The sequence below is a fragment of the Agromyces sp. NBRC 114283 genome, assembly GCF_030268405.1.
Taxonomy (GTDB): Bacteria; Actinomycetota; Actinomycetes; order Actinomycetales; family Microbacteriaceae; genus Agromyces; species Agromyces mediolanus.
In genome coordinates this window covers 2,968,199-2,984,459 of record NZ_BSQP01000001.1, presented here as the reverse complement: position 1 = coordinate 2,984,459, position 16,261 = coordinate 2,968,199, and the positions used below count along the sequence as shown (strand labels likewise).

Here is a 16,261-nt window from a genome sequence, read left to right as displayed (position 1 = left end):
GACCAGGGTAGCGCGGCGGATCACCCGGCCGAGGCGCGCCGCACGGATGCGGCGGTCTTCGGTTGCACTCGCACGTCGACCACCTGGCCGGTGAGGCCGGAGGCGAGCACCTCGAGCGACACCCGGGCGACCTCGTCCGGGTCGAGCAGCGTTCCCGCCGGCTCCTCTCCGAACGCCTGTACGCGCATCGGCGTCCTGGTGCGCTGCGGGTTGATGCAGTTCACCGAGACGCCCGCCTCGGCCCATTCGTCTGCGAGCGCCTGCGACAGGTTGACGACTCCCGCCTTCGTCGCCGAGTACATGCTGTACCCGGCCCGGCCGCGCGTGTACGAGCTCGACGTGAACAGCAGGAGCTGACCGTGCGACGCCTCGAGGTACGGATAGGCCTCCTGGGCGATTTTGGCAGGTCCGACCAGGTTCGTCTCGACCGTCCGACGGAGGCGCTTCTTCGAGGTTCGCGTCAGCTCGGACATCGTGAGCACGCCGGCGGTGACCACGACGTAGTCGATCGGCGCGCTGCGCGCCGCCTCGGCCAGCGCTCTGCGCACCGCTTTCCGGGAATTGACGTCGGTTCCGCTGCCGCTGCGGCTGAAGGCGTGCACCAGCGCGCCCGCTGCGCGAGCGCGGTCGGCGATCGCCGCACCGATTCCGTAGCTGCCGCCGAAGATGACGACGGACCGCCCGGTGAGGTCGGGGGGCGCCGACTCCGAAGGTTCCGCGGCGAACGAGGCGGACTGGAGTTGGAAGATCTTGTCGGCGATGTGGAGATCGAGCGGCTCGGTGACCTTCATGTTCTCGGCCGTGCCCTCGACGACCTTGATCGCGACCTCGGGCAGATACGTGAAGACGACGCCGCAATCGTCGGTGGCGGCGAAGTCGGGGTCGCCGGCTGCCAGTTCGTAAGCGCGGCGGATGACGGGAAGCCGGAATCCCTGCGGGGTCTGCCCTCGACGGAGCACCGCGCGCTTCGGGATGCTCGTGATCACCGAGTCGGCGTCGACCTCGATGATCGTGTCGGCCGAGGGGATCGCGGTGTCGACCGCGTCATAGGAGTCGAGGGCGGCAATGCAGTCGTCGAGGATGCGGTCGTCGAGGAACGGCCGGACTGCGTCGTGGAAGAGCACCTTCGCGTCGACATCCGGGATCGCGGCCAGGGCCGCCCGCGTGCTGTCGTTTCTCGTCTCGCCGCCCGGGATGATGGCGGAGAGCTTCGTGAAGCGCGGATCGGCCCGGAGGTGATCGAGTTCGTGGATCGCGCCGGCGTTCATCACGACGAGGATCTCGTCGATCGTCGCGTGCTGCTCGAGCCGTTCGAGGGTGTGCTCGACGATCGCCTTGCCGGCGATCCGGATGAGCTGCTTGGGCATGCCGAGGCCGACACGAGTCCCGACTCCTCCAGCGAGCACGACGGCGATCACTCGGTCGGCTCTCATCATTGGGATCCCTCCCGGACTCGTTCATCGAATGTTCAAGCCCCTAGACTAGGGGAGAGCCGGGGGCAGAAAGTGGAGTATCTTGTCGCAAATTGTGCGTGATCGGCGGGTTTGGCTGTTCAATTCCGCGGATTTCTCCGGCAACCCAAAGTGGCTCTTCACCTTCGTGACCCGATTCCGTCCGGATATCGAGGCGTACTGGATCACGGACTCGCCACAAATCGCCCGCAGGGTTCGCGATTTGGGATTCCAAGCCGTCGGCTTCAAAGGGGAGCGAAGCCAGCGTCTCCAGGCTCGGGCTGGCGTCTTCGTCGTCAACCAAGTCAAAGAACGCATCCCCGAAGCAATGCGGGGAATCGTGCTGCTCAACCTGTGGCACGGCGTCGGGGTGAAGCGCGTCGAGCGGGAGATGAGCTCCGGTCTGTTGCTGCCGCGCATTGCCGCGAAGTACATCCGCAACAACAAGGCGTACCGCGACACCCAGCTCTTCCTGGTGACCTCCGAGATGATGGAGGAGCACTTCGAGCGGCAGATCGGATTCTCCGAGGACCAGATCATCCGTGGCGGCTACCCCCAGAACATCTACCCCAGACTTCACGGCCCGATCGCCAGCTACGACCACGACCTCCTGGGCGCCAAAGGGCTCGCTCCAGACACGCGGATCGTCCTGTACGCTCCCACCTACCGGCTGAGCGGCAACAGCGGCTTCATGCTCAGGGCGCTCCCCGATCTCGATCTCGTCGTCGAAGCGCTCGAGCGGAACAATCAGCTCCTGATCCTCAAGATGCACCCGCAGTTGCTCGGCGATCGGGCGTTCGTCGAGTTGCGCGCCCGCTATGGGCATCATCCGCGGCTCCTCTTCTGGGACAACGCGCTCGACGTGTACGAGGTCTTCGGTCAGATCGACACCGCGATCATCGACTACTCATCGATCCACTACGACCTCATCGCTGCGGGAGTCGACTCCTTCATCCGGTACGCCTACGATCTCGACTCGCCGGCGGCCCTGGAACCAGGCTTCGACTATCTCGACTCCTCCTGCGGCACCCTGGTCGAAGGGTTCGACGAACTGCTCGTCGCGCTCGGATCCGACAATCGGGTACCCGATGCGCAACTCGAGGAGCTGCGACGGCGGTTCTGGTCCTACGACGACGACGAAACGCTCGAGCGGATCGTCGAGCACGCGCTCGCCTATGAGATCCGAGACGAACAGCTCCCGACCCTCTACAGCTTCGACGTGTTCGATACGCTCATCCATCGGCGCGCCGTTGCGCCGGTCGCGATCTTCCACGCCGTGCGTCAGGAGATCCAGCGTGCGGGCAGCGCGTTTCCGCCGTTTCTTGCGCAGCACTTCGTGGAGATTCGCCAGCAGAGTGAGTTCGCAGTGCGGGAGGGGCGCCGGAAGGACCCCCTTCTCGCCGAGGCGGGCGAGTTTGAGATCACCTTCGAGGCCATCTACGACCGGATCGCGAGGGTGTTCGATCTCACGCAGGACCAGGTGGCCAGCCTCATTGCATGGGAGATCGACTACGAACTGCGCAACGTGGTCCCGGCCGTCGCGCGCGTCGAGGAGGTCAGGGCGCTTGTCGCCGCGGGCGAACGCGTGATCCTGATCAGCGACATGTATCTGCCGCGGGAGGTTATCCAGCGGATGCTGGCGAGCGCGGACCCTCTCCTGGCGGGGCTGCCGCTCTACCTCTCGAGCGAGTTCGGGGTCGAGAAGGCGACGAAGCAGCTCTATGTGCGCGCCTTCGTCGATGTGGGCTATGAGTTCGGGCGCTGGGTGCACACCGGTGACAACGCGCATACCGACGTCAGGATGGCGTCTCAGCTCGGTATCTCCACAGTTGCGCTCGAGACCCCGCGGCTCGACGAGTTCGAGCGGGCGTTGACTCGCACGATCGGTTCATATGACGGCTTCCTTCTGGCCGGAATGCTCCGAGAGCGTCGGCTGGCCGGTGCGACCGCGGAGGAGCTCTTCGTCTTCCGCATCGTCGCGCTCTACCTCGTGCCCTACGTGCTCTGGCTGGTCATGGACGCGGTCGCCCGAGGGTATCGGACACTGTATTTCGTCTCGCGCGACGGGTACCTGCTGCGCTTCATCGCTGATGCGTGCATCCGGAGTCTGGGACTCGATCTGAAGACGCAGTACCTCTTCGGTTCGCGCCGTGCATGGCGGTTGGCGTCCCAGCTCGACGGGATCGACGACGACACGTTCTCGCCACACGGGAGCTTCGGAGGCATCCGCACCTTCGACGCTCTGGTCGAGGCGTCACGGCTCGACGAAGCCGAACTGCTTGCGATGTTCCCGGAGTTCGATCGCTTCCGACGCGCGCGCCGCTTCGACGTGGCCGAGGCAGCTGGAATCGTGGAGACGCTTCGTGCGTCGTCAGAGTACCGGGGAAGGCTCGCGGCGATCGCGCGCCAGGACCGAGAGCTCGTCACGGCGTATCTCGCTCAGGAGATCGATTTCGACGAGCCATTCGCGTTCGTCGAATACTGGGGGCGCGGATACACCCAGGACTGCCTCGTCCGGCTCTTCGGGACGATGGGCGTCGACGACGGCGCGCCGTTCTACTACGCGCGCAGCATCTACCCGCCCAAGGAATCGTCCGAACGGCACAACTACACCTCCGCGTCGTACTCGCTGCTGATGGTCGAGTCCATCTTCGGGAATCTGCCCTACGGCACCACTGAGGGGTACGAGAGGGTGGACGGGCGGATCGAACCACGGACCTCCCCGCGGCCTCACAACGCCGCGCTGCTCGAGGCCGCTGAGCGAGTGCTACCGGAGTTCACGGAACAGTTCCTCGCGCTCCCGGTGCTGGATCGCCCGCAGCTGGCGCGAGACGCCTTCCGCTTCGGCTTCGAGCACTACCGGGCGAATCCCACGTTCAAGGACTACCTCGAGCTCATCGCACCGCTTCGCTACTCGGTGGAACTCGGCGGATCCGAACGAGAGTTCGCCCCCCGTCTGCGCGTCCGTGATGTCGTCGCGTACCTCCGCGGAAAGCCGGTCGGCGAGATCACGCGCTCGTTCCCGATGAGCATGCATCGTTCGCGAGGGCTCGGACCCCTCCTGTTCACGCTCCAACGGAAGGTGGGATTCCGCCGACGGGTGAAGCGCATCTGGTTCGGATTCGTCGCTCGGTTGCCCAAGAGACGGTTCGTTCCGCAGATCGGCCCGAACCCACCCGTCGGCGCACGGCCCGCGGTGCCCGAAACGGACTAATCCAGCTCTTCTAGGCGAGCGCGCTCCGAGCCGCCCTCTGCGGTACGCTGCCCGGGTGCTGAACCCGATCGGCCGTCCACCCGGTGCAGCCCTCACCGGCCTGGCCCTGCGAGGCTACGCGCTGCGCGGACGGCTGATGGCGACGGGCGGGACGGCGACGATGGCGGGTCGGGTCGACATCGTGATGCCGGCGCATGACGTCGCAGCGTTCATCGACGACGCCATCCGCTCGGTGCTCGCACAGGACCGCTGGCGGCTCCGGCTCTACGTGCTCGACGATGCCTCCATCGATGACACCGCGGCACGCGTGCGACGCTGGGCGCGACGCGACCCTCGCGTCACGCTCGTCCACGTCGAGCACCACGACGTGAACGCCACGCGGAACGAGGGGATCGCGCTCGGCGACGGCGAGTACTTGACCTTCCTCGACGCCGACGACGTGCTGCGCCCCGGTGCCCTCCGGGATCTGGTGGCGAGTCTCGAATCGACCGGCTCAGACTTCGCCGTGGGCTCCTACGACCGCCTCGTCGGTGGGCGACGGGTCGCACCGGCCCCCTGGATCGACACCGCCCACGCGGTGGCGCGGCCGGCGACCGCGCTCGCCGACTTCCCGGACATCATGGTGAATGCCGTGCAGTGGACGAAGCTCTACCGTCGCTCGTTCTGGAACGCCGCCGGGCTCCGGTTTCCGCTCGGCGGGCACTTCCAGGACCAGCTCGTGAGCGCCCGGGCCTATGCTCGGGCGACATCGTTCGATGTGCTCGCCCGGCGGACCGTCGACTGGCGGATCCGCGACGACGGCAGCTCGATGACCCAGCAGGGTGCTCGCGCTGCTGCGGTGCGCGATCGATTCACGTCCGCGATCGGCGCCCTCGACGTCCTCGAAAGGGAGGCGGGTGCGGGCGTGAGCGACCGCCGCGCGGCGCAGTTCCTCTCGAACGATGCGGCGATTGCGGCGTCGGAGCTGCGGCGGATGGACGAGGCGGCATTCGCCGCGCTGCGCATCGGACTGAGCGCTCTCGTCGAACGCGCGGGCGCACAGGTGTTCGGGGAGGTTCCCCAGCGGACGAGAGCGCTGTTCGACCTCGTCCTCGCGGACGATCGGGCCGAGGCGATCGCCTGGCTCGACCAGCGCGAAGCGGCCGACGCCTAGACGAACGCCGCCTCGCCCGTGATGGTGCGACCGACGATGAGGGTGTTCATCTCGCGGGTGCCCTCGTAGGAGTAGAGCGCCTCGGCATCGGCGAAGTAGCGGGCGACGCCGTAGTCGAGCACGATGCCGTTGCCGCCGACCGTCTCGCGCGCCCACGCCACCGTCTCGCGCATCCGCGCGGTGGCGTAGGCCTTCGCGAGGGCGGAGTGCTCGTCGCGCTGGGTGCCGGCGTCGAGCATCTGCGAGACCCGCACGACCATGGCGAGCGAGGCGGTGATGTTCCCGAGTCCGTTCACGAGGTGCTCCTGGATGAGCTGGTGCGCGGCGATCGGCTTGCCGAACTGCTCGCGCTCGGTCGCGTAGGCGACGGCCGCCTCGTACGCGCCGATCGCGGTGCCGACGGCCGCCCAGGCGACCTCGGCACGGGTCTGGCGGAGGATCGCGGCGGTGTCCCGGAACGAGTTCGCGTTCTGCAGCCGCAGCGCCTCGGGCACACGGACGTCGCGCAGCTCGATGTCCGCGTTCTGCACCGGCCGCAGGCTGATCTTGCCCTCGATCTTCGTCGCGGTGTAGCCGGGGGTGGAGGTCGGCACGATGAAGCCCTTGACCTGGCCGTCGGCCTCGTCCTTCGCCCAGATGATCGTCACATCGGAGAACGTGGCGTTGCCGATCCAGCGCTTCCGGCCGTTCAGCACCCACTCGTCGCCCTCGCGCCGCGCCGTGGTGCGCAGGCCCCTGGCCGAGTCGGAGCCGGAGAGCGGCTCGGTGAGGCCGAAGGCCCCGATGATCTCGGCGGAAGCGAGCTTGGGGATCCACTCCGCACGCTGCTCGGCGGAGCCGGCGACGGCGATCGAGCCGGCGGCCAGTCCGTTCTGCACGCCGACGAAGGTGCTGACCGAGGCGTCGATGCGGGCGAGTTCGAGGGCCACGAAGCCGCGGAACACCGCCGAGTTCTCGAAGGGCTTGGTCTCGTCCCAGGCGAACGACAGCACGCCGAGCTCGGCGAGCGGCTTCACGATCTCGGTCGGGAACTCGGCGCGCTCCCAGTAGCCGCCGATGATGGGCTGCACCTCGCGCTCGCCCCAGGCCCGGATGGCCATGACGGCCTCCTGCTCGCGATCGCTGAGGAGGGCCTCGGCGTAGCCGTAGAAGTCGCTCGAGAGGGGCGCGAAGGTCATGACTGCTCCAATGCGGGTCGGATGCCCCGAGCCTAGGACTCCGCGTCGGGGCATCCGAAGCCGTTGGTAGTTTGGAGCCAAGCCGCGAAAGGAACTGCGCCGAGATGTTCGTCAGGATCGACAACGAGCCCAGGGACTACGCCTGGGGCGACCGCGAGCTGATCGCGGGCTTCCGCGGCCGGGAGGCGAGCGGCGCCCCCGAGGCGGAGCTCTGGCTCGGTGCGCACCCCGGCTCGCCGTCCCGCATCCTGGACGCCGAGCCGCCGTTCGACGAGCTCGCGAGCTGGATCGCCGCGGAGCCCGAGCGCGCGCTCGGCGCCGAGGTCTCGGTGCGCTTCGCCGACGAGGGGATGCCCCGGCTGCCGTTCCTGCTGAAGCTGCTCGCCGCCGGCGGCCCCCTGTCGCTGCAGGCGCACCCGACGACGGAACGGGCGCGGCTCGGCTTCGCCAAGGAGGAGTCGGCGGGCCTGCCCGTTGACGCCTACGACCGCAACTACCGGGACCGCTTCCACAAGCCGGAGCTCGTCGTCGCGCTCAGCGAGACGTTCGACGCGCTCTCCGGCTTCCGGCCGCTCGAGGAGGTCGCCGGGGTGGTTGAGGCCCTGCGCGCCGCCGATGCCGCCTCGGCCGACCCGCAGCCCGGGGCGATCGAGCTGCTCGCCGCACGCCTCGACGCCGAGGGGCTCGAAGGGGCGGTTGAGTGGCTGCTCACCGACGGCCGCGGCGGCGACACGGGGGAGTCCGCGTGGCTCGTCGAGCGCGTGGTCGCGCTCGCCGGGGCGGATGTCGCCCTCGCCTCGCCGTACGCGGCGTCGTTCCGCACGGTCACGGCGCTCGCCGAGGCCTATCCGGGTGATCCGGGCATCGTCATCTCGCTGCTGCTGAATCGGGTGCGCCTCGCCCGCGGCGAGTCGCTGTTCCTCGCCGCGGGCAACATCCACGCCTACCTCGGGGGCCTCGGCATCGAGCTGATGGCCGCGAGCGACAACGTGCTGCGCGGCGGGCTGACCCCGAAGCACATCGACGTCGCCGAGCTCGTCGAGGTGCTCGACTTCACCCCGATGCCGCCGCCCCGACTCGCGCCGGAGCTGACCGCTCCCGGGGTGCGGAGCTTCCGGCCGCCGGTGCCCGATTTCGTGCTGCACCGGCTCGAGGCGGGCGATGAGGGGCCGCGGCCCGAGGTGGCCCTCGACGGGCCCGCCATCGTGCTCGCCGAGGGCGGGGCGGCGCAGATCACGGGCGAGCAGGGCTCGGTGGAGCTGGCGCGCGGCGACGCCGCGTTCGTCACGCCCGACGAAGGCGTAGTGCGCCTCGAGCGCCCCGGCGTCGTCTGGGTCGCGACGACGGGCTGAGGCCGGCCGCCGCTCAGCCGGCGAGCTCGACCGGTTCGCGCCGTCCGAACAGCCGCCGGTAGGCCGTCGGCGTCGTCTGGAGGACCTTCACGAAGTGGTGCCGCATCACGGCGGCGGCGCCGAAGCCGCACTCGCGCGCGATCTCTTCCAGGCTCAGGCCGGTCTCCTCGAGCAGTTGCTGCGCGCGCAGCAGGCGCTGGCGGTTGAGCCATGCGTTCGGCGTCGTGCCCGTCTCGGCGCGGAAGCGCCGCGCGAAGGTGCGCGGCGACATGAGCGCCTTCCTGGCGAGCCGGTCGACGGTGAGCTCCTCGTCGAGGTGCTCGAGCATCCAAGCTGTGACGGTCGCGAAGGAGTCGCTCTTGCACTCGACGACCGGCGTCTGGATGAACTGCGACTGGCCGCCGTCGCGCTGCGGGGGCACGACCATCCGACGGGCGACGATGTTCGCGGCGCTCGCGCCGAGCTCGGTGCGCACGATGTGCAGCGCCGCGTCGATGCCGGCTGCGGTGCCGGCGCCCGTGACGACGAGGCCGTCCTGCACGAACAGCACGTCCGGATCGACCTCCGTCCGAGGGAAGGCGGCCGCGAGGCGGTCGGTGTACATCCAGTGCGTCGTCGAACGGCGGCCGTCGAGGACCCCGGCCTGTCCCAGGATGAACGCGCCGGAGCAGACGGACAGCACCCAGGCACCGCGGTCGACCGCTTCGCGGATCACCGCGAGCACCCGCTCGTCGGCGTCCTGATCGATGAGCGCGGCGGGCACGGCGACGAGATCGGCCGTGCGGGCCGCGTCGAGCCCCTCGTGCACCACGACGTCGAAGCCGAGCTTCGTCGGGATCGGCCCCGGCTCGGCCGCGACGACGTGGAAGTCGAACTCGGGGCCGCCGTGCTCGCGCCGGTCGATGCCGAACACTTCGCAGATGACGCCGAACTCGAACGGCGCCATGTGCGGCACGGCGATGCAGGCGATGGATCGGAGCATGGGCACCTCGCGTGGCAGGAACTGGTGGAATCGTGGCAATGCTGCCACTTTCGGCAGCTTCTCACAAGTCATAGATTTCCTGCCATGACCACGATCCTGCTCCTGATCCTCGCCGGCCTCGCCGTCTGGGGCGTGGTGGCGACCCTGCTCCGCCTTGAATCCGACGGATACGGCCGACCGGAGATCCGCGACCGCGTGCGGCACGCCCAGCACGAGCCGATCTCCAGCCGTTAGCATCGTCGAGGCGGCGGCCGGACCGGCCGCCGCGTCGAGGTGCTGCGGAGGGAACGACGGATGAGCTGGATGGTCACTGGGGGAGCGGGGTACATCGGGGCGCACGTGGTGCGTGCGTTCCAGGCGAAGGGCATCGACGTCGTCGTGCTCGACGATCTGTCCTCCGGCCGCCGCGGCTTCGTCACCGACGGCGTCGACTTCGTGCACGGCTCGATCCTCGACGGCGCCCTCCTCGAGAGCGTCTTCGCCCGTCACGACGTGCGCGGCGTCGTGCACCTCGCCGGCTTCAAGTACGCGGGCGTCTCGGTGCAGCGGCCGCTGCACACCTACCAGCAGAACGTCACGGGCACGGCGACACTGCTCGCCGCGATGGAGGCGGCGAACGTCGCCCGGATCGTGTTCTCGTCGAGCGCCGCGGTCTACGGCACCCCGGACGTCGACCTCGTCACCGAGGAGACCGCGAAGCACCCGCAGTCGCCGTACGGCGAGTCGAAGCTGATCGGCGAATGGCTCCTCGCCGACCAGGCCGCAGCCACCGGCTTGGCTCACACGAGCCTGCGCTACTTCAACGTCGTGGGCTCCGGGACGCCGGAGATCTTCGACGTGAGCCCGCACAACCTCTTCCCCCTCGTCTTCGACGCGCTGCTCGACGGGCGCACACCGAAGGTAAACGGCGACGACTACGCGACGCCCGACGGGACCTGCGTGCGCGACTACATCCACGTCGCCGACCTCGCCGCGGCGCACGTCGTGGCGGCCGAGCGGCTCGAGGCGGGCGAGCCCGTCGCCCCCGTCTACAACCTCGGCTCGGGTGACGGCGTCTCCGTTGCGGAGATCATGTCGGCGGTCGCGAAGGTCACGGGGATCGACTTCGTCCCCGAGTCCGCGCCGCGGCGGCCCGGCGATCCCGCGCGGATCGTGGCCTCCGGGGAGCTCGCCGCGCGCGATCTCGACTGGCGGATGCGGCACTCCCTCGAGGACATGGTGCGGAGCGCGTGGGAGGCGCGACGCGCCGCCGCCTGAGGTTCCGGCGAGGTGCGTCGTGCCCCCAGAGTGGGGGGCAGGATCACAACTCCGGAACGACTCCGGCGTGTCGCGGCGAGGCGGAAGCCTCCAGCCCTGCTTGAGGGTTTACGATCTGCGACTTGACTCACTCGAATTACACCGCTGTAATTGGTCGTGACGCGGTCCCCGGATCCTCGGGAGCGGCGGGCGGTACAACTGGGTGGGAGACGATATGGCAATTCCTGAATATCGTTCTGGAGTACCTGACGACTGGTTCATCGATCCGGTGCGGCTGGGAGTCCCGGGGGTGCGTCCAACGACGGACGACGACAACCCCCTGGCATGGCAGAGCGACGCGCTGTGCGCGCAGACCGACCCGGAGGCGTTCTTCCCCGAGAAGGGCGGATCGACCCGGGACGCGAAGAAGATCTGCACCGGCTGCGAGGTCCGTGCGCAGTGCCTCGAGTACGCGCTGTCGAACGACGAACGGTTCGGGATCTGGGGCGGGCTCTCCGAGCGAGAACGACGAAAGCTCCGCAAGCGAGCGGTGTAGCGAGACCGGCAAGACGAACGAAGGCCCGTGCGACGCACGGGCCTTCGTCGTGCGAGCGGGCGGACGGATGCCCCGGCGGGCCGGCGCGCGGATCGGCGGCACGCCCGCCGATGGCACCGGCTGGTGGCGAGCCGGTGCTTAGGCTGACTCCGATGTCCCCCAGAGTGACCGCAATCCTCGTCGTGCACCACGGCGGCGAACGCCTGACCCGTGTGCTCGACGCCATCCGCGCGCAATCGCGCCGGCCCGAGCGGCTGCTGATCGTCCTCGCCCAGGTGAACGCGGAGACCCGAGACCTCGCGGCCGAGGCCGCCCCCGACGGTCTCATCCAGATCGAGGAGCGGGTCGCCTTCGGCGAAGCGGTGCGCCGCGCCGAGCAGACCCTGCCCCCGCCCGTGGACGACGAGGACGCCGTCTGGCTGCTCTCGGAGGACACCGAGCCGCAGCCCGGAGCGCTCCTCGCGCTCGAGACCACCCTCGAGACCGCGCGCTCCGTCGCGATCGCCGGACCGAAGCTGCTCGACGCGGAGGCGCCGGACCGGATCGCGAGCCTCGGTCGTTCGATGACCCGCTTCGGCGCCGCGGTCCCGCTCGTCTCCGGCGAACTCGACCAGGGGCAGCACGACGGGCTGAGCGACGTGCTCGGCGTGGACCCCGGCGGCATCCTCGTCCGACGCGCCGTCTGGCGCTCGCTCGACGGCTTCGACCCCGCGCTGCCCGTCGTGGACGACGGCCTCGATCTGGCGGTGCGCGCCCGCTTGGCCGGGCACCGGGTGTCGGTCGTCCCGAGCGCGCACGTGCGATTCGCCGGCGGCGGGCTCATCGGACCGGCCGCAGGCCATCGCGCCGGCGCGGTCCGCAAGCGCGCCGCAGCGACGCGGCGGGCAGCCCTGCACCGCAGGATGAGCTACGCCCCCGCCGCCGCGCTCCCGGTGCACTGGTTGAGCCTGCTCCCGCTCGCACTGCTGCGTTCGGTGGTCCTGCTCGTGACGAAGGCGCCGGGCCGCATCGTCGGCGAGTTCGGCTCCGCCTTCCGCACGCTGTTCGCGTTCGGGGCCATCGCGCACTCCCGCCGGATCCTGCGCGGCGCCCGTACCGTGGGGTGGTCGGCCATCGCACCGTTGCGGCTCCAGCCCGACGAGATGCGCCGTCGCCGCCGGATCGAGGCGGAGGAGCGCCGCGCACGGGCCCGCGGCCGTGTCGACGGCGTCGACTTCCTCGCCACCGGCGGCGGCTGGGTGCTGCTCGCCTCGGTCGTCGCCGTGGTCGTCGTGCTGTTCCCGCTGCTGACGGCGGGCGGCGTCGCGGGTGGCGGGCTGCTCCCGCTGTCCCCGGCGGTCGAGGAGTTGTGGCGGAACGCGGCCTACGGCTGGCGCGACGTCAGCACCGGCTTCGTGGGAGCCGCCGACCCGTTCCATGCGATCCTCGCCGTGCTCGGCTCGCTCGCCTTCTGGTCCCCGTCGTGGGCGATGGTCGCGGTGTGGCTGCTCGCGCTCCCCGTCGCCGCGCTCGGCGCCTGGTTCGCGGCCGCCCGGCTGACGGAGCGCGGCGCACTCCGAGCGCTCGCCGCGGCACTCTGGATGTTCGCACCGCCGCTGCTCACGGCGCTCGCCGACGGACGGCCGGGGCCGGTGCTCGCGCACGTCCTCCTCGGCTGGCTGCTCTACGCCGCGCTCGGTTCGGCGACGAGCTGGGCGACGGCCGCCACCGCCTCCCTGCTGTTCGCGGCGGTCGTGGCCTCGGCGCCGAGCCTCGCGCCCGCACTGCTCCTGGCCTGGATCGTCGCGATGAGCTTCTCCGGGCGCGGCGCCGCCCGCCTCGCGCTGCTGCCGATCCCGGCCCTCGCGCTCGCCGCGCCGCTCATCTGGGCCCAGCTCGCGGCGGGCAACGCGATCGCCCTCTTCGCTGACCCAGGGGTCCCGGTGCCCGCCGCGGTGCCGGGCCCTGGCGCGATCGCCCTCGGCTTCGACGGCGCCGAGCTCGGCGGATGGCAGGGGGTGCTCGACGCGATCGGCGCCCCGATCGACCCGCGCTGGGTGGTCGCAGCGCTCCTGATCCCGCTGCTGCTCGCCGCGTTCGCCTCGATCGCGACGGGCCGGTACCGTGCGGCCGCGTTCACGCTCGCGGCCGTGGCCCTCGGCTTCGGCACGGCGATCGCCGCAGCGCAGCTCTCCGTCGCCGTGGTCGGCGACACGGCGGTGCCGGTCTCCACGATCCCCGGGCAGAGCCTCATGTGGCTGGGGCTGGTGCTCGCGGCGGTCGTCGCCCTGGACGGCCTGCGTCGCGCCGCCGCCTGGCTCGCGGCGCTGCTCGTCGTCGTGACGGCGGGAGCGGTCGTCCCGCTCGGCGTCTCGATGAGCACCGGACGCGCGGACGTGGCGCCGGCCCCCCAGCGGTCGCTGCCCGCGTTCGTCACGGCCGAGGCGGACCACGATCCCCGGGTGACCACGCTGCGGCTCGTCCCCGAGGCATCCGGCGGGCTCCGCGCGACCCTCGAGCACGGGAGCGGAGCGACGCTCGACGATCAGTCGACGTTCGCGCAGACGCGGACGAAGCTCGACGCGGGCGAACTCGCCCTCGCCGAGATCGCCGGCAATCTCGCGTCCCGCGGCGGCTTCGACGCGGATCGCGCGATCGACGAGTTCGGCGTCTCGTACGTGCTGCTCGGGGCGGCCGGCGAGGACGCGGAGCGTTCCGAGATCCAGACCGCCGATCGTGCTCGTGCCGCGCTCGAGGCCAATGCGGCGCTCGTCCCGGTCGGTGAGACCGATTTCGGCACGCTGTGGCGCTTCGCCGCCGCGGAGCCGGACGCGCCGGCGGCGCAGATCCCGGCCCGGGCAGGGGCCCCGCTGACGGGCTGGATCGCCGCCGTGCAACTGCTCGTGTTCGGCGCAGTGCTCCTGCTCTCCATCCCGGCCGGTGTAGGCCGCGAGGAGCCGGGCAGGCGACCGCGCCGCCCCCGGCCCGAACGTCCGTCGCGCCGCCGGCCGAAGCCCCGGCCGTCGGCGGTGGACTCGGCCGAGGACGCTGCCGGCTCCGCGGACGGCGCCGGCGCGGATCCGGGCGAGACGGCGCAGAACGACGGCGCGACGTCGGTCGCCGAGACCTCGCACTCGGCCGAGTCGGATGATGCGCCCGCGCCGGCCAGCTCGGGCGAGGCCCGGGATGGCGGGACGCCGCCGGCGGAGGAGCCCGAGGGAGGCCGAGATGCCCGATAGCCGTACCCTGATCCGCGCGGGCGGCCGAGGCCTCGTCATCCTCGTCGCCGCCGCCGTCGGCGTGACCGTGCTGGGCGCCGCCGCGATCGTCCCGTGGCCCGAGCATCGCGCTGAGCCGCTGTCGCGCTCGATCCAGCCCGCCGAGAGCCGCACGGTCCGCGTCTGCCCCGGCCCGATGCTCGAGCTCGGCGACGACGCGGAGAGCGTCTCCGCGCTCGGGAGCGTCCGCCTGGTCACGGCGACCGAGCCCGCGGACGCCGACGTCGAACAGCTCACCCTCGCCCCGCCGCGAGGCTCCGAGGACGACATCGCGGTGTCGCTCGCGACGCAGCCGGGCGGGGTGGATGCCGGCATGCTCGCCGGCGGGCAGTCGCAGCAGCTCGGCACCGAGACCGCCGCCGGCTTCGTGGCGGCGGCGTGCGCCGAACCCGTCGCCGAGGCGTGGCTCGCCGGCGGCACGACCGAGCTCGGCCGTTCGACGCTGCTGCTGCTCGCCAACCCCGGCGACGTGCCCGCCACGGTCGACGTGCGCGTGCACTCGGAAACCGGTCCGGTGGACGCGCCGTCAGGCCTCGGCCTCGTGGTGCAGCCCGGCGCGCAGCGCGTGGTCTCGATCGCGGGACTCGCGCCCGCGGCCGCGTCGCCCGTCGTGCAGGTCACGAGCAGCGGCGGCACGGTCGCGGCGAGCCTCGAGCAGACCTCGATCGACGTGCTCACCCCGAGCGGGGCCGAGCTCATCGGCGCGACGGCGCCCCCGGCGAAGCGGCAGACCATCACCGGCGTGGTGGTGCAGCAGTCCGGCGGCATCGCCGTCGACGAGGACCACGCCGAGGGCGACGCGCACCCGAGCCTGCGGCTGCTCGCGACCGGCACCGAGCCGGTCGAGGCCGCCGTCTCCGTCGTGCCGGAGACCGGCGGGGAGGGGTCCGTCTTCGACGTCGTGCTGCAGGCGGGGCAGGTGAGCGACATCCCGCTCGGCGAACTCGCCGCGGGCGACTACACGGTCCGCATCGACGGCGACGGCGAGTTCGTCGCCGCCGCGCGCACCGCTACGCGGGTCGCAGAAGACGAGCTGCCGAGCGACTTCGCCTGGTTCCCCGCCTCGCTGCCGCTGCTCGACGAGACGCTCGTGGCGGTGCCGCAGGGGCCCGGCGCGAAGCTGCACCTCGCGAACCCGAGCGACGCCGACGTCGAGGCGAGCCTCGTCGCCGAGAGCGGCGAGGAGGCGATCACCGTCCCGGCCGGCGCAGCCGTCTCCACGGCGATGCCGGCGAGCGGCGGTCGTGTGCTCATCACGGGCGGGGCGGGGCTGCAGGCCTCCGTCAGCTTCTCCGGGGAGCGGCAGCTGGCCGCGTTCGCCGTGCAGCCGCCCGGCCCGCTCGACTCGCCGATCCTGATCTATCCGCGCTGAGCCTCGGCTCGGGCGGCGCTCGGGCTCAGAAGTGCCGGTAGCGTCCGGGGGCGAGTTCCCAGGGATCACGGCCGATGAGTTCGCCGACCGCTCGGAACACGCAGCTCTCGATCAGGAGTTTCTCGTCCTTGTCCTCACCCTCCTGCAGACGCAGGAAGCGCACGATCGGCAGCCGGAAGAAGACGATGCGCCGCTCGTCGTGGGAGACGTGCCAACGATCGACGTGGTCGTCGTGGATGGCCTCCGCCGGCGCCTGCGCGACCTCGAACACCGCGCCGTCGAGCTCCGGCCAGAGTCCGCGCAGATACGACGCGGTCGCGGCGATCGTCATCTCGAACTCGTCGATGCGGGTGGTCAGCAACGGCAGATGCGGCCCGGTGACGGGGGAGCGCAGGCCGCGACCGTGGCGATCCCTCGCGAGGCGCCGCGGCGAGCTCGGGACCCGGGCGACACGACGAGGACGGGGCATGCCCTCCATCGTAATGTCCGTGCGGCTCGCTACGCTGATCG

At 70.9% G+C, this 16,261-nt stretch carries 12 protein-coding genes; 8 read left to right on the top strand and 4 right to left on the bottom strand.

Features of this window, described 5'->3' with window-relative positions:
• Positions 1–20 precede the first annotated feature (20 nt).
• Entirely contained in the window at positions 21–1,433 is a 1,413-nt protein-coding gene (locus tag QSJ60_RS14380) for a bifunctional cytidylyltransferase/SDR family oxidoreductase (protein WP_189086287.1), read from the bottom strand.
• Between the two features lie 82 nt (positions 1,434–1,515).
• Between QSJ60_RS14380 and QSJ60_RS14375 the strand changes: the two genes are divergently transcribed.
• Together QSJ60_RS14375 and QSJ60_RS14370 are read left to right on the top strand one after the other, a co-directional pair.
• Entirely contained in the window at positions 1,516–4,665 is a 3,150-nt protein-coding gene (locus QSJ60_RS14375; RefSeq protein ID WP_285464022.1) for a CDP-glycerol glycerophosphotransferase family protein, read from the top strand.
• Positions 4,666–4,720: 55 nt separating this feature from the next.
• Positions 4,721–5,818 (top strand): glycosyltransferase family 2 protein, encoded by a 1,098-nt coding sequence (locus tag QSJ60_RS14370; protein ID WP_285464021.1) that lies wholly within the window; start codon positions 4,721–4,723, stop codon positions 5,816–5,818.
• On the opposite strand, the gene QSJ60_RS14365 is transcribed toward QSJ60_RS14370, so the two are convergent.
• Positions 5,815–6,996 carry an acyl-CoA dehydrogenase family protein gene (locus QSJ60_RS14365; protein WP_285464020.1) on the bottom strand — a complete coding sequence of 394 codons (1,182 nt, stop codon included), beginning with the start codon at positions 6,994–6,996 and terminating at the stop codon, positions 5,815–5,817. The genes QSJ60_RS14370 and QSJ60_RS14365 overlap by 4 nt on opposite strands.
• A gap of 104 nt (positions 6,997–7,100) precedes the next feature.
• Here QSJ60_RS14365 and manA point away from each other — a divergent pair, with 104 nt between their 5' ends.
• Complete coding sequence (gene manA / locus QSJ60_RS14360) at positions 7,101–8,348, top strand: mannose-6-phosphate isomerase, class I (protein WP_285464019.1); 1,248 nt, start codon at positions 7,101–7,103, stop codon at positions 8,346–8,348.
• Between the two features lie 13 nt (positions 8,349–8,361).
• On the opposite strand, the gene QSJ60_RS14355 is transcribed toward manA, so the two are convergent.
• On the bottom strand, positions 8,362–9,330 hold the full coding sequence (locus QSJ60_RS14355) for a GlxA family transcriptional regulator (protein WP_189086292.1): 969 nt from the start codon (positions 9,328–9,330) through the stop codon (positions 8,362–8,364).
• An 84-nt stretch (positions 9,331–9,414) separates the two neighbouring features.
• Between QSJ60_RS14355 and QSJ60_RS14350 the strand changes: the two genes are divergently transcribed.
• The 5 genes from QSJ60_RS14350 to QSJ60_RS14330 all read left to right on the top strand — a co-directional run bounded on the left by QSJ60_RS14350 (position 9,415) and on the right by QSJ60_RS14330 (position 15,751).
• On the top strand, positions 9,415–9,564 hold the full coding sequence (locus tag QSJ60_RS14350; RefSeq protein WP_230765961.1) for a hypothetical protein: 150 nt from the start codon (positions 9,415–9,417) through the stop codon (positions 9,562–9,564).
• A gap of 60 nt (positions 9,565–9,624) precedes the next feature.
• On the top strand, positions 9,625–10,587 hold the full coding sequence (gene galE / locus QSJ60_RS14345) for a UDP-glucose 4-epimerase GalE (RefSeq protein ID WP_285464018.1): 963 nt from the start codon (positions 9,625–9,627) through the stop codon (positions 10,585–10,587).
• A gap of 214 nt (positions 10,588–10,801) precedes the next feature.
• The gene (locus tag QSJ60_RS14340) at positions 10,802–11,122 is read left to right on the top strand and encodes a WhiB family transcriptional regulator (protein ID WP_189086295.1); all 321 of its coding nucleotides are present in this window, start codon (positions 10,802–10,804) and stop codon (positions 11,120–11,122) included.
• A gap of 152 nt (positions 11,123–11,274) precedes the next feature.
• Complete coding sequence (locus QSJ60_RS14335) at positions 11,275–14,340, top strand: glycosyltransferase family 2 protein (RefSeq protein ID WP_285464017.1); 3,066 nt, start codon at positions 11,275–11,277, stop codon at positions 14,338–14,340.
• Positions 14,330–15,751 (top strand): DUF5719 family protein, encoded by a 1,422-nt coding sequence (locus QSJ60_RS14330; RefSeq protein WP_285464016.1) that lies wholly within the window; start codon positions 14,330–14,332, stop codon positions 15,749–15,751. Before QSJ60_RS14335 ends, QSJ60_RS14330 begins: the two co-directional genes overlap by 11 nt.
• Before the next feature lie 25 nt (positions 15,752–15,776).
• Here QSJ60_RS14330 and QSJ60_RS14325 read toward each other — a convergent pair whose 3' ends face one another.
• Positions 15,777–16,220, bottom strand: coding sequence for a hypothetical protein (locus QSJ60_RS14325; RefSeq protein WP_189086298.1), 444 nt, complete (start codon positions 16,218–16,220; stop codon positions 15,777–15,779).
• Between the last annotated feature and the right edge of the window lie 41 nt (positions 16,221–16,261).

Excerpts from the sequence above, each read along its gene's own strand:
- QSJ60_RS14380 (WP_189086287.1), bottom strand. The coding sequence starts at position 1,433 with ATGAGAGCCGACCGAGTGATCGCCGTCGTGCTCGCTGGAGGAGTCGGG.
- QSJ60_RS14365 (WP_285464020.1), bottom strand. The coding sequence starts at position 6,996 with ATGACCTTCGCGCCCCTCTCGAGCGACTTCTACGGCTACGCCGAGGCC.
- manA (WP_285464019.1), top strand. The coding sequence starts at position 7,101 with ATGTTCGTCAGGATCGACAACGAGCCCAGGGACTACGCCTGGGGCGAC.
- QSJ60_RS14355 (WP_189086292.1), bottom strand. The coding sequence starts at position 9,330 with ATGCTCCGATCCATCGCCTGCATCGCCGTGCCGCACATGGCGCCGTTC.
- QSJ60_RS14350 (WP_230765961.1), top strand. The coding sequence starts at position 9,415 with ATGACCACGATCCTGCTCCTGATCCTCGCCGGCCTCGCCGTCTGGGGC.
- galE (WP_285464018.1), top strand. The coding sequence starts at position 9,625 with ATGAGCTGGATGGTCACTGGGGGAGCGGGGTACATCGGGGCGCACGTG.
- QSJ60_RS14340 (WP_189086295.1), top strand. The coding sequence starts at position 10,802 with ATGGCAATTCCTGAATATCGTTCTGGAGTACCTGACGACTGGTTCATC.
- QSJ60_RS14335 (WP_285464017.1), top strand. The coding sequence starts at position 11,275 with ATGTCCCCCAGAGTGACCGCAATCCTCGTCGTGCACCACGGCGGCGAA.
- QSJ60_RS14330 (WP_285464016.1), top strand. The coding sequence starts at position 14,330 with ATGCCCGATAGCCGTACCCTGATCCGCGCGGGCGGCCGAGGCCTCGTC.
- QSJ60_RS14325 (WP_189086298.1), bottom strand. The coding sequence starts at position 16,220 with ATGCCCCGTCCTCGTCGTGTCGCCCGGGTCCCGAGCTCGCCGCGGCGC.